At 72.9% G+C, this 17,818-nt stretch carries 18 protein-coding genes; 9 read left to right on the forward strand and 9 right to left on the reverse strand.

The genetic code is table 11. From position 1 onward, the window contains the following. Positions 1 to 71 precede the first annotated feature (71 nt). Positions 72 to 872: a MerR family transcriptional regulator gene (locus tag ACF073_RS33485; protein ID WP_392075204.1), complete on the forward strand. Its 801-nt coding sequence runs from the start codon at positions 72 to 74 to the stop codon at positions 870 to 872. Here ACF073_RS33485 and ACF073_RS33490 read toward each other — a convergent pair. The 4 genes from ACF073_RS33490 to ACF073_RS33505 all read right to left on the reverse strand — a co-directional run bounded on the left by ACF073_RS33490 (position 867) and on the right by ACF073_RS33505 (position 6,029). Further along, complete coding sequence (locus ACF073_RS33490; RefSeq protein WP_392075205.1) at positions 867 to 3,068, reverse strand: 3-hydroxyacyl-CoA dehydrogenase NAD-binding domain-containing protein; 2,202 nt, start codon at positions 3,066 to 3,068, stop codon at positions 867 to 869. The genes ACF073_RS33485 and ACF073_RS33490 overlap by 6 nt on opposite strands. Positions 3,069 to 3,109: 41 nt before the next feature. Next, positions 3,110 to 4,324: an acetyl-CoA C-acetyltransferase gene (locus tag ACF073_RS33495; RefSeq protein WP_392075206.1), complete on the reverse strand. Its 1,215-nt coding sequence runs from the start codon at positions 4,322 to 4,324 to the stop codon at positions 3,110 to 3,112. Between the two features lie 39 nt (positions 4,325 to 4,363). Further along, positions 4,364 to 5,533, reverse strand: a complete 1,170-nt coding sequence (locus ACF073_RS33500; RefSeq protein WP_392075207.1) for a CaiB/BaiF CoA transferase family protein — start codon at positions 5,531 to 5,533, stop codon at positions 4,364 to 4,366. 307 nt (positions 5,534 to 5,840) lie between these two features. Next, positions 5,841 to 6,029: a hypothetical protein gene (locus tag ACF073_RS33505; RefSeq protein ID WP_392075208.1), complete on the reverse strand. Its 189-nt coding sequence runs from the start codon at positions 6,027 to 6,029 to the stop codon at positions 5,841 to 5,843. Between the two features lie 75 nt (positions 6,030 to 6,104). Here ACF073_RS33505 and ACF073_RS33510 point away from each other — a divergent pair, with 75 nt between their 5' ends. Both ACF073_RS33510 and ACF073_RS33515 read left to right on the forward strand, forming a co-directional pair. Then, complete coding sequence (locus ACF073_RS33510; protein ID WP_392075209.1) at positions 6,105 to 7,283, forward strand: saccharopine dehydrogenase family protein; 1,179 nt, start codon at positions 6,105 to 6,107, stop codon at positions 7,281 to 7,283. A gap of 67 nt (positions 7,284 to 7,350) precedes the next feature. Further along, complete coding sequence (locus ACF073_RS33515; protein ID WP_392075210.1) at positions 7,351 to 7,539, forward strand: hypothetical protein; 189 nt, start codon at positions 7,351 to 7,353, stop codon at positions 7,537 to 7,539. Here ACF073_RS33515 and ACF073_RS33520 read toward each other — a convergent pair. Then, entirely contained in the window at positions 7,503 to 8,243 is a 741-nt protein-coding gene (locus tag ACF073_RS33520) for an endonuclease V (protein ID WP_392075211.1), read from the reverse strand. The genes ACF073_RS33515 and ACF073_RS33520 overlap by 37 nt on opposite strands. 58 nt (positions 8,244 to 8,301) lie before the next feature. Between ACF073_RS33520 and ACF073_RS33525 the strand changes: the two genes are divergently transcribed. After that, positions 8,302 to 8,598 (forward strand): YciI family protein, encoded by a 297-nt coding sequence (locus ACF073_RS33525; protein ID WP_392075212.1) that lies wholly within the window; start codon positions 8,302 to 8,304, stop codon positions 8,596 to 8,598. Positions 8,599 to 8,667: 69 nt separating this feature from the next. Here ACF073_RS33525 and ACF073_RS33530 read toward each other — a convergent pair whose 3' ends face one another. Both ACF073_RS33530 and ACF073_RS33535 read right to left on the reverse strand, forming a co-directional pair. Next, complete coding sequence (locus ACF073_RS33530) at positions 8,668 to 9,006, reverse strand: plasmid stabilization protein (protein WP_392075213.1); 339 nt, start codon at positions 9,004 to 9,006, stop codon at positions 8,668 to 8,670. 55 nt (positions 9,007 to 9,061) lie between these two features. After that, positions 9,062 to 10,192 carry a WD40/YVTN/BNR-like repeat-containing protein gene (locus ACF073_RS33535; RefSeq protein ID WP_392075214.1) on the reverse strand — a complete coding sequence of 377 codons (1,131 nt, stop codon included), beginning with the start codon at positions 10,190 to 10,192 and terminating at the stop codon, positions 9,062 to 9,064. A 221-nt stretch (positions 10,193 to 10,413) separates the two neighbouring features. Between ACF073_RS33535 and ACF073_RS33540 the strand changes: the two genes are divergently transcribed. The 4 genes from ACF073_RS33540 to ACF073_RS33555 all read left to right on the forward strand — a co-directional run bounded on the left by ACF073_RS33540 (position 10,414) and on the right by ACF073_RS33555 (position 14,920). Then, a complete protein-coding gene (locus ACF073_RS33540; RefSeq protein ID WP_392075215.1) occupies positions 10,414 to 10,830 on the forward strand; it encodes an SsgA family sporulation/cell division regulator in 417 nt (138 codons plus the stop codon). A 341-nt stretch (positions 10,831 to 11,171) separates the two neighbouring features. Then, positions 11,172 to 12,797, forward strand: coding sequence for an ABC-F family ATP-binding cassette domain-containing protein (locus tag ACF073_RS33545; RefSeq protein WP_392075216.1), 1,626 nt, complete (start codon positions 11,172 to 11,174; stop codon positions 12,795 to 12,797). 144 nt (positions 12,798 to 12,941) lie between these two features. Continuing rightward, positions 12,942 to 13,718 carry a dimethylargininase gene (ddaH, locus tag ACF073_RS33550; RefSeq protein WP_392075217.1) on the forward strand — a complete coding sequence of 259 codons (777 nt, stop codon included), beginning with the start codon at positions 12,942 to 12,944 and terminating at the stop codon, positions 13,716 to 13,718. Between the two features lie 227 nt (positions 13,719 to 13,945). Beyond that, positions 13,946 to 14,920, forward strand: coding sequence for an acyl-ACP desaturase (locus ACF073_RS33555; RefSeq protein ID WP_392075218.1), 975 nt, complete (start codon positions 13,946 to 13,948; stop codon positions 14,918 to 14,920). Positions 14,921 to 15,039: 119 nt separating this feature from the next. Here the strand turns inward: ACF073_RS33555 and ACF073_RS33560 are convergent, their stop codons facing one another. Further along, positions 15,040 to 15,285 (reverse strand): WhiB family transcriptional regulator, encoded by a 246-nt coding sequence (locus tag ACF073_RS33560; protein WP_392075219.1) that lies wholly within the window; start codon positions 15,283 to 15,285, stop codon positions 15,040 to 15,042. Positions 15,286 to 15,562: 277 nt separating this feature from the next. On the opposite strand from ACF073_RS33560, the gene ACF073_RS33565 reads away from it, so the two are divergent. Further along, positions 15,563 to 16,351 carry a VOC family protein gene (locus ACF073_RS33565; protein WP_392075220.1) on the forward strand — a complete coding sequence of 263 codons (789 nt, stop codon included), beginning with the start codon at positions 15,563 to 15,565 and terminating at the stop codon, positions 16,349 to 16,351. Between the two features lie 25 nt (positions 16,352 to 16,376). Here the strand turns inward: ACF073_RS33565 and ACF073_RS33570 are convergent, their stop codons facing one another. Then, a complete protein-coding gene (locus ACF073_RS33570) occupies positions 16,377 to 17,498 on the reverse strand; it encodes a LacI family DNA-binding transcriptional regulator (protein ID WP_392075221.1) in 1,122 nt (373 codons plus the stop codon). Positions 17,499 to 17,818 lie beyond the last annotated feature (320 nt).

Raw genomic sequence — 17,818 nt, forward strand, 5'->3', positions numbered from 1 at the left:
GGTCCATACAAGGTCCACACGCCGTTCACCGGGACTTTCACACCATTGGTGAGACAGCAATACTGCTGCACATGACGACCGAGGCCGAGGAGCCGACCCTCACCATCGACGAGCTGGCCGCGCGGGCCGGCGTCACGGTCCGCACCGTCCGCTTCTACGGCGGCAAGGGGCTTCTCCCGCCGCCCGTGATCGGTCCGCGCCGGGTGGGCCGCTACGGGCCCGGGCACGTGGCGCGGCTGGCGCTCATCGAGGAGCTGCAGCAGCAGGGCATGACGCTCGCCGCGATCGAGCGGTACCTGGGGCAGCTGCCGGCGGACCTCACCCCGCACGACCTGGCGATCCACCGCGCCGTGGTCGCGTCGTGGGCGCCGGATCTGCGGGAGACGGTGTCGCGGGACGAGCTGGAGCGGCGGGCGGGCCGGACACTGACCGCCGAGGACGTCGAGCGGCTGACGGCGATGGGCGTCGTCCTCCGGCAGGACCGGCGCGAGCCGCCCGACCGGCCGGATCGGCCCGACCGGTCAGAACAGTCAGAACAGGCGGATCAGGCGGATCAGACAGGTCAGCCGGGCCAGGAAGCCGGGGAGGACGCCTTCCGCGTCGACTCCGGAATGCTGCGGCTCGGGGTCCGGCTGCTGGACGTGCCGCTGTCGCAGGACGCGATCCTCGCGGCGCGCAAGGTGCTCATCGAGCATTCGCGCGCCGCGGCCCGTGAACTGGCCCAGCTCTTCCGCGGCGAGGTCGCGGAGCGTGACGCCCGGGATGTGAAGTCCCTGTCGGCGCACATGCACCCCTTGGTGGTGCAGGCGCTGCTGACGACGTTCCAGCGGTCGCTGCGGGAAGAGCTGAGCGAGTGGCTCACCAGATCATGAGCGGGCCGAGTCGCTGAACGGCTCCCCCTTCTCCGCCTTCTCCACGAGCAGCGCGGGCGGGGTGAACCGCTCGCCATAGCGCTCGGCCAGCTCGCGCGCGCGGGCGACGAAGCCGGTGAGCCCCGTGGCTCCCCCGTCGCCGCCCTCGTAGCCGTTGATGTACTGGAGCACACCGCCGGTCCAGCCCGGGAAGCCGATGCCGAAGAGCGAGCCGATGTTGGCGTCGGCGACCGAGGTCAGCACGCCCTCCTCGAGGAGTCGTACGGTGTCGAGCGCCTCGGCGAAGAGCATCCGCTCCTGCATGTCCCGGAACGGGATCTCGTGTCCGGGCCTGGTGAAGTGCTCACGCAGGCCCGGCCACAGCCCGGCGCGCTTGCCGTCCTCCGCGTAGTCGTAGAAGCCGGCGCCGCCGCTGCGGCCGGGGCGGTCGAACTCATCGACCATCCGGTCGATGACCGCCTCCGCCGGGTGCGCCGTCCAGGTGCCGCCCGCCTCCTCCACGGCCTGCTTCGTCTCCTTGCGGATCTTGCGCGGGAGGGTCAGGGTCAGCTCGTCCATGAGCGACAGCACCTTGGCCGGGTAGCCGGCCTGGGCGGCGGCCTGCTCCACGGAGGCCGGCTCGATGCCCTCGCCGACCATGGCGACGCCCTCGTTGATGAAGTGGCCGATCACCCGCGAGGTGAAGAAGCCGCGCGAGTCGTTGACGACGATCGGCGTCTTGTTGATCTGCCGGACCAGGTCGAAGGCGCGGGCGAGGGCCTCGTCGCCGGTGCGCTCGCCCTTGATGATCTCGACCAGCGGCATCTTGTCGACCGGCGAGAAGAAGTGCAGCCCGATGAAGTCGGCCTGGCGCTCCACGCCCTCGGAGAGCGTGGTGATCGGCAGCGTGGAGGTGTTGGAGCACAGCAGCGCGTCGGGGGCGACGACCGACTCGATCTCCTGGAACACCTTGTGCTTGAGGGCGGTGTCCTCGAACACGGCTTCGATGACGGCGTCACAGCCCGCGAGATCGGCCGCCTCGGCGGTGGGGGTGATCCGGGCGAGCAGCGCGTCGGCCTTCTCCTGGCTGGTACGGCCCTTGGCGACGGCCTTGGCGCACAGCTTCTCCGAGTAGTTCTTGCCCTTGGCCGCCGCCTCCGGGGTGACGTCCTTCAGGACGACGTCGATTCCCGCGCGGGCGCAGGAGTAGGCGATGCCGGCGCCCATCATGCCGGCGCCGAGGACGGCCACCTTGCGGACCGGGCGGGGCTCGATGCCCTGGGGGCGGTTGGCGCCCGAGTTGACCGCCTGGAGGTCGAAGAAGAACGCCTGGATCATGTTCTTCGAGGTCTGTCCCGCGGCCAGCTCCACGAAGTAGCGGGCCTCGATGACCTGCGCGGTCTCGAAGTCGACCTGGGAGCCCTCGACGGCGGCGGCGAGGATGTTGCGCGGCGCCGGGTAGGGGGCGCCGTTGGTCTGCTTGCGCAGGTTCGCCGGGAAGGCGGGCAGGTTGGCGGCGAACTTCGGGTTGGCCGGGGTGCCGCCGGGGATCCTGTAGCCCGGCTTGTCCCAGGGCTGCTGGGACTCGGGATTGGCGTCGATGAAGGCCCTGGCCTTGGCCAGGAGTTCCTCGGGCGTGGCGGCGACCTCGTGGACGAGACCGTTCTCCTGGGCCCGGCGCGCGTTGTACTGCGTGCCCTGGAGCAGCACCTTCAGCAGGGCGTCGGCGATGCCCAGCAGCCGCACGGTGCGGACGACTCCGCCGCCGCCGGGAAGCAGGCCGAGGGTGACCTCGGGGCAGCCGATCTTGGTGCCGGAGGTGTCGAGGGCGACCCGGTGGTGGCAGGCGAGGGCCAGCTCGAAGCCGCCGCCCAGGGCGGCGCCGTTGATGGCGGCGACGACCGGCTTGCCGAGCGTCTCGATGCGGCGCAGGTTCCGCTTGATGGCGAGGCCGCCGTCGAACAGGTCCTGGGCGGTCTCGGGGGTGACCCGGATCAGGTCGCGCAGGTCGCCGCCGGCGAAGAAGGTCTTCTTCGCCGAGGTGAAGATGATGCCGCGGACGGAGTCCCGCTCGGCCTCCAGCCGGTCGGTGATCGCGGCGAGGGAGTCGCGGAACGCCTGGTTCATGGTGTTCGCGGACTGGTTGGGGTCGTCCAGGACGAGGGTGACGACACCGGTGTCGTCCTGCTCCCAGCGGATGGTGGTGCTCTCGGTCATGACAGTCGTCTCCGTTGAAGTCGCTTGGTTCCGCAGGGAGGTCAGATGCGCTCGACGATGGTGGCGATGCCCATGCCGCCGCCGACGCACAGCGTGGCGAGGCCGTAGCGCTTGTCCTGGCGCTCCAGTTCGTCGACGAGCGTGCCGAGGATCATGGCGCCGGTGGCGCCGAGCGGGTGGCCGAGAGCGATGGCGCCGCCGTTGACGTTGACCTTGTCCAGGGACAGGCCCATGTCCTTCACGAAGCGCAGCACGACCGCGGCGAACGCCTCGTTGATCTCGACCAGGTCGATGTCGTCGATGGTGAGGCCGGCCTTCGCCAGGGCCTTGCGGCTGGCGGGGGCGGGGCCGGTGAGCATGATGGTCGGCTCGGAGCCGGAGACGGCCGCGGAGACGATCCGCGCGCGCGGGGTGAGGCCGTTGCGCTCCCCCGCCTCCTTGGAGCCGATCGCGACGAGCGAGGCGCCGTCCACGATGCCGGAGGAGTTGCCCGCGTGGTGGACGTGGTCGATCTTCTCCACCCAGTGGTACTTCTGCAGCGCCACCGCGTCGAAGCCGCCCAGGTCGCCGATGTCCGCGAACGACGGCTTCAGCTTGGCGAGGGAGTCCGCCGTGGTGCCGGGGCGCGGGTGCTCGTCGTGGTCGAGGACGACCAGGCCGCTGCGGTCCGTCACGGGGACCACCGAGCGGTCGAAGCGGCCCTCCTTCACGGCGGTGGCGGCGCGCTCCTGGGACAGCGCCGCGTACTCGTCCACGTCCCGGCGGGAGAAGCCCTCGATGGTGGCGATCAGGTCGGCGCCGATGCCCTGCGGCACGAAGTTGACGGCGAGGTTGGTCATCGGGTCGTTGAACCAGGCGCCGCCGTCCGAGGCCATCGGGACGCGGGACATGGACTCGACGCCGCCCGCGAGGATCAGGTCCTCCCAGCCCGAGCGGATCTTGGCGGCGGCCATGTTGACGGCCTCCAGGCCGGAGGCACAGAAGCGGTTCTCCTGCACGCCGGCGACCGTGTCGGGCAGTCCGGCGGCGACGGCGGCGATCCGGGCGATGTCGGAGCCCTGATCGCCCACGGGGCCGACGACACCGAGCACGATGTCGTCGATCGCGGCCGGGTCGAGGCCGGGGAAGCGGTCGCGGATCTCGTGGATGAGGCCGACGACCAGGTCGATGGGCTTCGTGCCGTGCAGGGCGCCGCTCGCCTTGCCGCGGCCGCGCGGGGTGCGGATCGCGTCGTACACGTACGCTTCGGTGCTCACTGGTGTGCCTTTCGGGAGGGTGGGCCGGGCGGGGGGCGTTCAGCCGCCGTCGGTGACCAGGTCGTCGGGGTCGTCGGTCGGGTGTGCCGGTATGCCCCAGTCCAGGACGACCGCGGCCGTGTCCGCGCCGGGCCGGGCCGGGCCCGTGCGGACGGCGGTGGGGGTCGCGGAGAACCGGGGGGCGGGGGCCGGCTGGGTGATGCCGCCCTGGTCGGTGAAGGTGCCGCGGGCGGCGAGGTGCGGGTGGTCCGGGGCTTCGCGCAGGGTCAGTACGGGCGCGACGCAGGCGTCGGAGCCGGCGAAGACCGCGGTCCACTCGTCCCGGGTGCGGGTCCTGAAGGCGGCGGCGATCCGGTCGCGCAGCTCGCCCCAGCGGGCCCAGTCCGTGCGGGCGGAGGCCAGGTCGTCCAGGCCGAGCAGGCTCAGGAACTCGGCGTAGAACTTTCCCTCCAGGGCGCCGACCGCCATGTACCGGCCGTCGGCGGTCTCGTAGGTGCCGTAGTAGGGGCAGCCGCCGTCCAGGAGGTTGGCCGCGCGCCGGTCCTGCCAGCTCCCGGCGGCGAGCATGCCGTGGATCATCGCGGACAGATGGGCCGTGCCGTCGACGATGGCCGCGTCGACCACCTGGCCGGTGCCGGTCGCGCGTGCGTGGTGCAGGGCGGCCAGGACACCGACGACCAGGTAGAGGGAGCCGCCCGCGTAGTCCCCGAGGAGGTTGGCGGGGACGGCAGGGGGCTCGTCCGGGCGGCCGATCATGCCGAGCGTGCCGGTGACGGCGATGTAGGCGACGTCGTGTCCGGCGCGCTGCGCGAGAGGGCCGTCCTGGCCCCAGCCGGTCATGCGGCCGTAGACCAGGCGGGGGTTGCGGGCGTGGCAGTCCCCGGGGCCGATGCCGAGCCGCTCGGCGACGCCCGGGCGGTAGCCCTCGATGAGGATGTCGGCCCGCTCGGCGAGGTCGAGGACGCGCGCGGGGCCGTCCGGCGCCTTCAGGTCGACCACGAGGGAGCGCTTGTTGCGGTTGGTGATGTCGCAGGCCGGGTCGAGGGCGAGGTCCGCGCCGCCGGGGCGGTCCACCCGGACCACGTCGGCCCCCAGGTCGGCCAGGAGCATAGCGGCGAACGGGCCCGGCCCGATGCCGGCCAGCTCGACCACCCGCACGCCGGAGAGCGGGCCGGTGCCCGGCGTCGGCGGCGTCCCTGCCGTTGTCATGCGTCCAGCCCCCAAGCATGTGTGACACAACTGATGTAACACCGGTGATGCTAAGAACGTGTTCCACCGGGCACAAGACCTGAACGAGCAAGCGCTTAGCCAAGTGCCCGGTCCGCCGGTCATCACCCGGGAGAGTGACCGATACCCGATCGCCTCCGTGGCGGAAAACGCCTCGCGGCGGAACGTGACGCGCAGGTTCCGGCAGTCGGCGCGCACGCCCTCGCACCCGACACACGCCCACCGCGTTTCCCCGGCGCGCGGACCTCGCCACTCGACGCGGCAGCCCGTCACCCGACGCAGGAGCCCGTCACCCGACGCGGGCGTCCCGTCCCGCGTCCGGCGCCCGCGCCCGCACCACGGGACCTCGTCCGGCCGCGCCCGGCGGGCAGAGCGCGAACGCGTGCGCTTTCTCCCGCTTCTTCAGGGCATTCCTGGCTACGGCCACCGCTGCCTCCGGCCGGTCGTCGGGCTGGTCGTCGAATCCCGCACTCCTCACGCTAGCCTCGGCCACCGACAGCGGCGCGGGCTGCACGACGGGGTGCGCGGCGGGCTGCCTGAATCGAGGGATGTCATGAGCAGGATGAGCAGGCCGGACCGCCCGTACGACCTCGTGCTCTTCGGAGCCACGGGCTTCGTCGGCGCGCTCACGGCCCACTATCTCGCCGCGCACGCGCCGCACGACCTCCGCTGGGCGGTCGCCGGCCGCGACGAACGGCGGCTGCAGGAGCTGCGCGAGGGCCTGCCCGGCGGTGCCGACGTCGGTGTCCTGCGGGCCGACGCGGCCGAACCGGCCACCCTGCGCGCCCTCGCCGAGCACGCGCGCGTGGTCGCCACGACCGTGGGGCCGTACGTGCTGCACGGCGAGGAACTCGTCGCCGCCTGCGCCGACACCGGTACCGACTACCTGGATCTCGCCGGCGAGCAGGAGTTCGTGGACCGGACGTACGTCCGGCACGACGCACGCGCGCGCGAGACGGGCGCGCGGCTGGTGCACGCCTGCGGTTTCGACTCCGTGCCGCACGATCTGGGCGTGTACTTCACGGTCCGCCAGCTCCCCGAGGGCGTGCCGCTGACCGTGGACGGCTATGTGTCCGCCGACGCGGCCTTCTCCGGCGGCACCCTCGCCTCGGCACTGAACCAGATGGCCCGCGGACGGCAGCTGCTCAGCGCCGCCCGCGAGCGGGCCCGGCACGAGCCGCGGCTGCCCGGCCGCCGCGTGTCGGCGCCGACGGGCACGCCGCGGTACGCCGCTGAGGTCGGGGCATGGGCGCTGCCGCTGCCCACCCTCGACCCGCAGATCGTGCGCCGTTCGGCGCGGGCCCTCGAGCGGTACGGCCCGGACTTCCGCTACCGGCACTACGCCGCCGTGCGGCGCCTGCCGGTCGCCCTCGGCGGGGTCGCGGCCGTCGGCGCGGTGACGGCCGCCGCCCAGCTGCCGCCCGCCCGGCGCTGGCTGTCCGACCGGCTCAGGCCCGGCGACGGACCGAGCGCGGAGAAGCGGGCGAAGAGCTGGTTCTCGGTGCGGTTCGTCGGCGCGGGCGACGGGCGGCGCGTGTTCACCGAGGTCACGGGCGGCGACCCCGGGTACGACGAGACGGCGAAGATCTTCGCCGAGGCCGCTCTGTCCCTGGCCTTCGACGACCTCCCGCCGACGGCCGGCCAGGTCACCACGGCCCAGGCGATGGGCGACGCCCTCGTCGAACGGCTGCGCGCGGCCGGGATCGTCTTCCGGGTGGCCGCGCGCACCTGAAAAACGCGCGCGGCCCGATGAGACGATGTCCGCCCGGACCGGAACACGCGAGAAAGGGGCGGCAGACGTGAAGTTCGTGCTGGAAGTGACCGTGGACGAGGGTGCGTCGGCGCAGGAGCGGGCGGACGAGCTGGGGCGCATCCTGCGCTACTGGGGCGGCAATCTCCACCATTACGCCGTGGAGCCCGGCGACGGCTCGGCCGTCTACGACTCGGCGTATCAGGAGGTCGGCGCCTGGCGCGTCGTCGAGTCCTGACCTTCGCCGGCGACGCCCTGTGCCGCCTCCCGCAGGGCACGGCGGCACAGGGCGTCCGCCCGGCGCGTGCTCTCCGGCAGCCGGAACCGCGGGGTCAGCGCCAGGGTGTGCGCCACGGCGCCGGCCAGGCTCACCCGGTGGCCGACGGAGACGAAGACCGGCTTGACCCCGTCCCGGGTGCGCAGGGCACGTCCGACCTCCTCGTTCCCGGCGAGCAGCGGCGCCGAGGCGCCCCGCGCCGGACCGGGGTCGTCGTACGTGAACGTGAACGGGTTCTTGGCGACGCCGATGGTCGGCAGGCCCGTCAGCACGCCCAGATGGCTCGCCAGGCCGAAGCGGCGCGGATGGGCCAGGCCGTAGCCGTCGCACACGACGAGGCCGGGCGGGCACGGCAGCCGGTCCAGGGCGGCGCGCACGGTCGGGATCTCCCGGAAGGCGAGGAGCCCGGGCACGTACGGGAAGGAGACCCGGCCGACGGCCGTCGCCTCGGCGACGACGTCCAGGGTGACGGCGTCCAGCACCACCGCCGCCGCGGCGACCAGGTCGAGACCGTCGTCGTAGGCGACGTCGACCCCCGTGACACGGCCCGTCCCGGGCGGCGGTCCCGGCTCGTCGAGCACCACGCGTCCGCGCAGTCCGTCCTGTGCCGCGCGGGCCTCTTCCTCGGTCGCGGGCCAGCCCGCTGGTACGCCGACGATCGTCATGCCGGGTGACTGTACGGGCCGCCGCCCACCGCGTGACCTGCGGGGTACGCTCGTGATCATGTTCGTACTCGAGTTGACCTACACCGCGCCCCTCGACGCCGTGGACGCCGTCCTCCAGGACCATGTGGCCTGGCTGGAGGAGCAGTACGAGAAGGGCTTCTTCCTGGCCTCCGGGCGCAAGAACCCCCGCGACGGCGGTGTGATCCTGGCCGTCGCCGAGGACCGCGCCCGCGTCGACGCACTCGTGGCGAGTGACCCGTTCGTCGTCGCCGGTGTGTGCGCGTACCGCGTCATCGAGTTCCTCGCCACGAAGACGGCTCCGGAACTGGAGCGCCACCGCCAGACGCTCGGCTGAGCCCCGCGGGAGCGGCGGGCGGGCGGCCGGGACCAGTCCGGGGGCGGCCCGTGGCCGCCCCCGGCCCGATCAGCCCTTCTCGGCGTTCAGCGCGCGCCGCAGCTGGTCCTTGTTCATGTGCGAACGGCCCTCGATGCCGCGCTGCCTGGCCTCGTTGTAGAGCTGGTCGCGGGTCGGGCCCTGCGGTCCGGACCGGCTGCCCGACCGCTGACCGCCGCGCTTGCCGGACGACATGTCCTGGATGGAGCTGCGGCTGGCGGTCTTGGACTCGCCGGAGCGGGCGCGCTCCTTGTTCACCGTCCGCGCGGCTATCTCCTTGGCGCGCGAGGCGCTCTCGCCCCGCTCCTGCGCGCTCTCCTTGATGTGCTCGTACTGGCGCTCACGCTTGGCGCTGGAACCGGCCGGCATGATCGCTCCCTTCCACGGTGACGGTGACCGGGTACCCGCGTTCCGGTCCGCCATCTCACCGTTCCAGCCGCGCCGCACGGCCCTGCTCGCCGGCCGCCCAGCAGCTCAGGTCCGGCGTACAGGCCACGGTGTCGTACGAGCCGGTGTCGAGCGTCCGCCAGCTGCGCCCGCCGTCGGTGGTCAGGTCGGTGCCGGTCGGGCCGACGGCCAGCGCGGCGGTGCGGCTGTGCGGGAGCCACGCGGCACCGGAGCGGTAGGCGGGCGGCGGGGCGGCGGCGGGCCGCCAGGTGCGGCCGCCGTCGCCGGTGACCGCCGTGGACGCGGGCGAGGGCCGGCCCGGGCGGTAGTCGCCGCCGACCGCGATGCCATGGGTGCGGTCACGGAAGGCGAGCGCGAAGACGCCCTTGGCCGGGTCGCCCGCGGGGATCGGCGTGTCGGCGGCGGTCCAGGTCAGTCCGCGGTCGGCGGAGTGCAGCACGCGCGCGTGGGCGCCGCCGCCGGTGGCCAGCCAGACGTCCTTCGGGCCGGCGGGGACCAGGCACTGGCCGCTCGCGGCGAAGCCCGCCTCGCCGTCCAGCGCCGGGGGCATGCCGTCCGAGGGGAGCACACGCCAGGAGCGTCCGCCGTCGGCGGTGGACAGGATGCGGAACTTCCCGTCCACGGGGTCGCCGAGGGCGAGGCCGTGGCGGCGGTCGAAGAAGGCGAGGCAGTCGTAGAAGCCCTTCGGGTCGGTGTTGCGGAAGGACTCCGTCCAGGTCGCCCCGCCGTCGTCGGTGCGGTAGACGCGGGACGCCTCGCCCTCGCCGATGGCCAGCACCACCGCGCGCCGCGCGTCGAACGCCGTCACGTCCCGGAACTCCAGGTCGGACGCGCCCGGCGGAGAGACGTTTCGCCAGTGCGTGCCGCCGTCCGTGGTGCGCAGCACCGTGCCGCCGGTGCCGGCGAGCCAGGCGGTGCGGCGGTCGACGGCCGCCAGGCCCCGGAACCGGATCTGCGGCGTGCCGGTGTCCTTCACCGCCCAGTGCACGCCGGCCCGGCCCGGGCTCGCCTTCGCCGGGCCGCCCTGTGCGAGCGGCCGGGCCTCGGCCGCCGGCACCGTCAGGGCGGCCAGTGCCGCCCCGCACGCCACCGCCGCCGTCAGCCGGCCCGTCCGTCCTCCGCCTCGCGTGCTCCCCAAGCGCCTCATGGCGGGCGAAGCTAGCCCCCCTCCCCCGGCCCCGTCCAGAGGGCCGCACGTGCCGCACCCGACCACGGACGAGAGGGAGCGACCGCGCGTTCCCCGCGCATGAACGCGGTGACCGAGGTCACTAGTTCCGTGTGTGCACGCATCGGCCGTTTCCGTCGTCTCTCTCAGTGCCGGGTGTCGCACACCCGGGCGCAGACCAGTCGTCACGAGGGAGCAAGGCGTTGTCCACCGTCATCGAGCAGCCCGTAGAGGCCCGTCTCGTCGCCGCCGCACCGCGTATGCCGAGCATTCCCGCCACGCTGCGCTACGACCGTCGCGACCCGTTCGCCGTCCGCATGACGTTCCCGGCCCCGGCCACCCTGGAGGGTGTCGAGGTGTGCTGGACGTTCTCCCGTGAGCTGCTGGCGGGCGGGCTGCGGGGCCCCGAGGGGCAGGGCGACGTCCGTGTGCGGCCGTACGGGTACGACCGCACGGTGCTGGAGTTCCACGCCCCGGAGGGCACCGCGATCGTGCATGTGCGCTCGGGCGAGATACGGCGGTTCCTGGAGGCGGCCGACGACCTCGTCCCGGTCGGCCTCGAACACCTCCAGCTCGATCTGGACCACGACCTCGCCGAGCTGATGCGGGACGCCTGCTGAGCCCCACGCGCGCGTGAGGGGCGCGCGGCCCGCTGCGGCCGGACACCCGCGCAGACGCCGTCCACGCCCCGCCCGGGAACAATTCCGTTGACACCCCTCCCGGCCTCTCCTACGGTGTACAGCGGTTCTGTTGTCGTCGATTGGAGAAGGACGTTGCTCGTCTGAGGTCCTGAGACATCGCGTCGCACCGGTGAGGTGTGCGCGGCGTACGACCTCGGCGTCCGAGCCGTCCTCCGGCACAGGCCCTTTCTTCTCGGCCTCTCCGTGCCCAGACCTTCGGTATTTGCCTCGCGGTGTCTCGATACGCGTCCACCCGACCGCATCATCCTCGCGAGGCGCCCATGTCTGCTTCCCTCACCTGTACCTGCCTGTCCTTCACCTGGCCCGACGGCACCGCCGTCTTCGACGGCCTGGACATCGCCTTCGGCCCCGGCAGGACCGGTCTCGTCGGCGTCAACGGATCAGGCAAGTCAACCTTGCTCAAGCTGCTGGCCGGGGAACTCGTCCCGGCCGACGGTGTCATCAAGGCGGCCGGCGAGATCGGCTGCCTTCCCCAGAACGTCACGCTCGACACCGGGCTCCGCGTCGACCAGGCCCTCGGCATCGCCGACCGCCGGGCCGCCCTGCACGCCATCGAGGCGGGCGACGTCGCCACGGAGCACTTCGAGACCGTCGGCGACGACTGGGACGTCGAGGAGCGCGCCCTGGTCACCCTCGGCGAGCTCGGCCTCGGCCACATCGGCCTCGACCGGACCGTCGGCGAGGTGTCGGGCGGCGAGTCGGTGCTGCTGCGGCTCGCCGCGCTGCTGCTGCGCCGCCCCGACATCCTGCTGCTGGACGAGCCGACCAACAATCTCGACCTGTACGCGCGCCGGAGGCTGTACCAGGCCGTCGCCTCCTGGCCGGGCGTACTGATCGTGGTCAGTCACGACCGGGAACTGCTGGAACTGGTCGACCAGATCGCGGAGCTGCGCTCCGGGGAGGTCACCTGGTTCGGCGGCAACTTCTCGGCCTACGAGGAGGCCCTCGCCGTGGAGCAGGAGGCGGCCGAGCGGACGCTGCGCACCGCCGAGGCCGATGTCCGCAAACAGAAGCGCGAACTGGCCGACGCCCAGGTCAAACTGGCCCGCCGCAAGCGGTACGGCCAGAGGATGTACGAGCAGAAGCGGGAACCCAAGATCGTCATGGGTGCCCGCAAACGCTCCGCCCAGGAGTCGGCGGGCAAGCACCGCATCATGCACGAGGAGCGGCTCGCCGAGGCCAAGGAGCGGCTGGACGACGCGGCGGAGGCCGTACGGGACGACGACGAGATCCGCGTCGACCTGCCGTACACGGCCGTACCGCCCGGCCGGCAGGTGCTCACCCTGGAGAACCTGGAGATGGCCTACCACGCGCGCGTGGCGGGCATCCTCGATCTGCGCGGCCCGGAGCGGATCGCGCTCGTCGGCCGCAACGGCGCCGGCAAGACGACGCTGCTGCGGACCGTCGCCGGTGAACTGGCGCCGCTGGCCGGCACGGCGACGGCGCACGTCCCGCTGCGCTTCCTGCCCCAGCGGCTGGACGTGCTGGACGACGATCTGTCCGTCGCCGAGAACGTGGCCCGGTTCGCGCCGGGCGCCACCAACAACCGGATCCGGGCACGGCTCGCCCGCTTCCTGTTCCGGGGCGGGCGGGCCGACCAGAAGGCGGCCACCCTGTCGGGCGGTGAGCGCTTCCGGGCGACCCTGGCCGCGCTGATGCTCGCCGAGCCCGCGCCCCAGCTGCTGCTGCTCGACGAGCCGACGAACAACCTCGACATGGCCAGCGTCCGGCAGCTGACCTCGGCCCTGGAGTCGTACGAGGGCGCGCTGATCGTCGCCAGCCACGACCTGCCGTTCCTGGAGTCGATCGGGATCACGCGCTGGCTGCTGATGGAAGGAGGAGAGCTGACGGAGACCGCACCCGAGGCGCTCGGGGACCCCGCCTGACCGGCCCGGCGGGGTCTCGGGACGGGCACGGCCCCGCCACGGGGGTTTTGCCATGGCCGAAAGGCGCTGCATGATGACGGACCGGCGCCGGGTGACCGGCGCCGGAATCCGCATGACCGCACACACCGAGTCGAAAGGCCCCTCGTGCCCAGCAAGAAGGCCCTCGTCCGCCGCCCCGGCCCCCGCCTCGCCGACGGCCTGGTGACGCACATCGAGCGGGAGAAGGTCGATGCCGGGCTCGCCGGCGAGCAGTGGGAAGCCTATGTGGAGGGGCTGCGCACGCACGGCTGGGAGACGATCGAGGTCGAACCGGCCGACGACTGTCCGGACTCGGTGTTCGTCGAGGACACCGTCGTCATGTACAGGAATGTGGCGCTGATCACCCGGCCCGGCGCCGAGTCGCGGCGCGCGGAGACCGCCGGGGTGGAGGAGGCGGTGGCCCGCCTCGGCTGCTCCGTGAACTGGATCTGGGATCCGGGCACGCTGGACGGCGGTGACGTCCTCAAGGTCGGCGACACCGTGTACGTCGGCCGCGGCGGGCGCACCAACGCGGCCGGGGTGCAGCAGCTGCGGGCGGCCTTCGAACCGCTGGGCGCCCGCGTGGTCGCCGCGCCCGTGAGCAAGGTGCTGCACCTGAAGTCGGCGGTGACCGCGCTGCCGGACGGCACGGTGATCGGGCACATACCGAAGGTGGACCGGCCGTCGCTGTTCCCGGGCTTCCTCTCGGTGCCGGAGGAGGCCGGCGCGCACGTGGTGCTGCTCGGCGGCGGCAAGCTGCTGATGGCGGCGAGCGCCCCGAAGACCGCGGAACTGCTGACCGATCTCGGACACGACGTGGTGACGGTCGACATCAGCGAGTTCGAGAAGCTGGAGGGCTGTGTGACCTGCCTCTCGGTGCGTCTGCGGGAGTTGTACGCCTGATCGGGTGATCCCGCTCCTCCGACAGCCCCCGGACCTCCGTGCCCCGGGGCTGTCCGGCACGCCCCGGACGGCCCTTGCAGGCGGCTGATCAGCACTTCTTTACAGCCGCCTTAACCTACGGGTTCGTAACCTACGGATTCGTAGCCTACGATCTCGTAGGTCCCCCGGCACCGCTCGCCGGATCACCCCGTTCACTCCCTCTTGTACGGCGTCCCCCTGGAGTTCCCGTGACGATCACTTCCCCTCATCTCGGCAGCCCGTCCGTCTGGACCGACGCGCGGCTGCTGTACGCGCTGGAGGAAGTGGTCGAGAAGGAGCTGAACCGGCATCTGACGGTCGCCAAGGACTGGATGCCGCACGAGTACGTGCCGTGGAGCGACGCCCGTAACTTCCCGGGCCTGTTCGAGGACGGGGAATCCTGGGACAAAGAGCAGTCCAAGGTGACGGAGATCGGCCGTATCGCCCTCGTGGTCAACCTGCTGACCGAGGACAACCTGCCGAGCTACCACCACGAGATCGCCTCGCTCTTCGGCCGTGAAGGCGCCTGGGGCACCTGGGTGCACCGCTGGACGGCCGAGGAGGGCCGGCACGGCATCGTCATGCGGGACTATCTGCTGGCCTCGCGCGCGGTGGACCCGGACAAGCTGGAAAGCTTCCGGATGTCGCACATGAGCGAGGGCTTCGAGTCCGACAACCGGCACTCGATGCTGCACTCGATCGCCTACGTCGCCTTCCAGGAGCTGGCCACGCGGATCTCGCACCGCAACACCGGCCACCAGTCCGGGGACCCGGTCTGCGACCGCATGCTGGCCCGCATCGCGACCGACGAGAACCTGCACATGGTCTTCTACCGCAACCTGCTCAAGGCCGCCTTCGAGCTCGCCCCCGACCTGACCATGCAGGCGGTCCGGGACGTCGTGGTGAACTTCCGCATGCCCGGCCACGGCATCCCCGGCTTCGAGCGGGCCGCCGCGCAGATGGCCATCGGCGAGGTCTACAACCTGCGCATCCACCACGACGACGTGCTGCAGCCGGTGCTGCGCTTCCTGAAGGTCCTGGACATCGACGGGCTCGGTCCCGAGGGGCGCCAGGCGCAGGAGGAACTCGGCCTGTTTATGGGCGGACTGGACGCGGAGGCCCTGAAGTTCGACGAGAAGCTGGCCGCGCGCAAGGCGCGGATGGCGGCACGCGCCGGGGCCTGACGGCCCGCGCGCGTCGACGTTCTCACCGCCGGTGCCGGTCGACGGCGCCGGCGGACGCGCCCGGCGGCAGGCCGGCCCGAAGGGCCGGCCTGAGCCTTCGGCCGGGGCTGCGGGCGGTGTCAGAGCGCGGTGCGCCGCAGCGCGAGGCGCTCCTTCTCCGACAGTCCGCCCCAGACACCGAACCGCTCGTCGTTGGCCAGCGCGTACTCCAGGCAGGCGGGACGCAGCTCGCACATGGCGCAGATGCGCTTCGCCTCGCGCACCGAGCTGCCGGGCTCGGGGAAGAAGAACTCCGGCCCCGTCTGCGCGCACAGCGCCTGTGCCTGCCAGGTGTCGTCGGCCGGGGTGATGGTTTCGAAGTGCATGGTCAGGAGCCTGCCGCACGTCGAAAAACGTTCGCTCAACGTGGACTCAACGACGGGCCCGGGGCCTCCGCCCCACCCGATGATGCTCCCCGGGGCCCGGCGTGCGCACGGCGGCGCGCGGAGCGGCGGGAAACCCGGGAAACAGGGAGAACGCGCGCGGCCACGCCGAGTGAGAGCGCGGCGGCCCGGCGCGTCGCGCTACTCCGGCGGCGATTGTCAGCGGGCGGTGCCAGACTCGGCAGTGCACAGGACGGGACCCCCTGCGAGGAGGGCCGAGATGCTCACCACCCGTTTCGTCGACGGCGCCCCCAACTGGATCGACGTCGCCAGCCCCGACCTCGACGGCGCCGCGGCCTTCTACGGCGCCCTCTTCGGCTGGCGGTTGCGGTCGGCGGGGCCGGACGCCGGCGGTTACGGCTTCTTCCAGTCTGCCGGGAAGACCGTCGCCGGCGGGATGCGGACCGGCCCCGACCAGGGCCCCCCTGCCTGGACCGTGTATTTCCGGAGCGCGGACGCCCAGTCCACCGCAGAGGCGGCCGAACGCGCCCACGGCCGCGTGCTGTTCCAGCCGAGGGACGTGAGGGGCGAGGGCCGGATGGCGGTCCTCGCCGACCAGGCGGGGGTGCCGTTCGGGATCTGGCAGCCCGGGCGCACCCAGGGCGTGGACGTGGCGGGCGAGCCGGGCGCGCTGTGCTGGGTCGAGCTGTACACGCCGGACATCGCGGCGGCCGCCGCCTTCTATCACAAGGTGCTCGACCTGGAGACCTGGGCCGTGCCCTTCCCGGGCGGGACGTACACCAGCATCAACCCCGGCGGTGCCGACGAGAGCGCTATGTTCGGCGGGATTGTGCCGATGGCCGACGCGCCCGCCGAGGCGTCCGAGGGTCCGTACTGGCTGCCGTACTTCGAGGTGGCGGACACCGACACCGTGGTCGAAGAGGCACAGCGCCTCGGCGGAAGGGTGCGGATGCCCGCGACGACCATGGAGGGGGTGGGCCGCATGGCCAAGCTCGCCGATCCGTACGGGGCCCGCTTCGCGGTGATCAAGAGCGAGCCGCGGGCCTGATCCGCCGTCACCTCCCGGGCGGCGGTTAGGCGGAGGCGCGGTGTATCAGCGTCGTCGGCAGGATCACGGCCCGCCCCGCGGTGCCCTGCGCCTCGGGATCCGGGCGCATCCGGTCCCTGCCGTCACGGCCGTCCCGGTCGCTGGACAGTCCCTGCAGCAGCAGACGAGCCATCAGCCGGCCCATCTCCTCGATGTCCTGACGGACCGTCGTCAGCGGCGGTTCGGCCTGCTCGGTGACCGGCACCATGTCGTCGAAGCCGACCACCGCCACGTCCTCGGGCACCCGCCGGCCGCTCGCCCGCAGCACCCGCAGGGCACCGAGCGCGGTGAGGTCGTTGGCGGCGAACACGGCGTCCACATCCGGGCAGCGGTCGAGGAGTTCACGCATGGCGCGCTCGCCACCGGCCGGGGTGAAGTCGCTCTCCACGACCAGCCGGGGATCGCTCTCGCCGAGGACGTCGGCCATGACGTCCCGGTAGCCGTCCAGCCGGTCCACCGCCGACGTCTGGTCCAGCGCACCGGTGATGTGCGCGACACGCCGGCGCCCCTTGTCCACGAGATGCCGTACCGCGGCGCGCGCCCCGCCCCGGTTGTCACAGTCGACGTACACCACGCCCTGGTTCTGCCCCGCCCGCGTCCGGCCGGTGCCGGTGGTGTCGGCGTCGTCGCCCCAGCCGGGACGGCCGCCGAACACGGTGGGCACACCGGCGGCCTGGATGAGCCCGGGCAGCGGGTCGTCCAGGTGGAGGGAGAAGACGAGCGCGCCGTCGACATGGCCGCCGGCGAGATACCGGGCCACCCGGGGGTGGTCGGCCCGGCCCTCGATCAGCAGCAGCACCAGCTGGTTGTCGTGGGCGGTCAGTTCCTTGCTGATGCCGCGCAGCTGGAGGGCGAAGAAGGGGTCGGCGAAGACCCTGGCCTCGGGCTCGGCGATGACGACGGCGACGGCGTCGTGCCGCCGGGTGACGAGGCTGCGCGCGGCCTGGTTGGGGACGTAGCCCAGCTCTTCCACGGCCTGCCGCACCCGCTCGGCGAGCGGTTCGCGCACGCCGTCCCCCCCGTTGACCACCCGGGACACGGTGGCGCGGGACACTCCGGCCCGTGCGGCCACCTCCTCCAGCGTGGGACGCGACACTGCCTCGGTCACTTCGGGACTCCTCATCCGTCGGCGGGCGATCAGGATAGCCGCGGGGCGCCGGTCCGGCGGGGGTGGGAAGGGACCGCACCGGGCGGCTCGGCCCGGCGGGTCCCCGTCATCCCCCGCGGCCCGCCGCTCCGCCTCCCGGCAGGTGGGCCGGGTGACGGCCCGGCGGGCGCGGCGGAGTGAGGCCCGGCAGGTGTACCGGGTGCCGGCCCGGCCGGTGCGCCGTGGGCAGCCGGCCGGTGCGCCGTGGGCAGCCGGCCGGTGCGCCGTGGGCAGCCGGCCGGTGCGGCGTGGGCGGCCGGCCGGGCCGCTTGGTCACTCGT

Origin of the sequence: Streptomyces sp. NPDC015171, from assembly GCF_043079545.1 — a bacterium.
Taxonomy (GTDB): Bacteria; Actinomycetota; Actinomycetes; order Streptomycetales; family Streptomycetaceae; genus Streptomyces.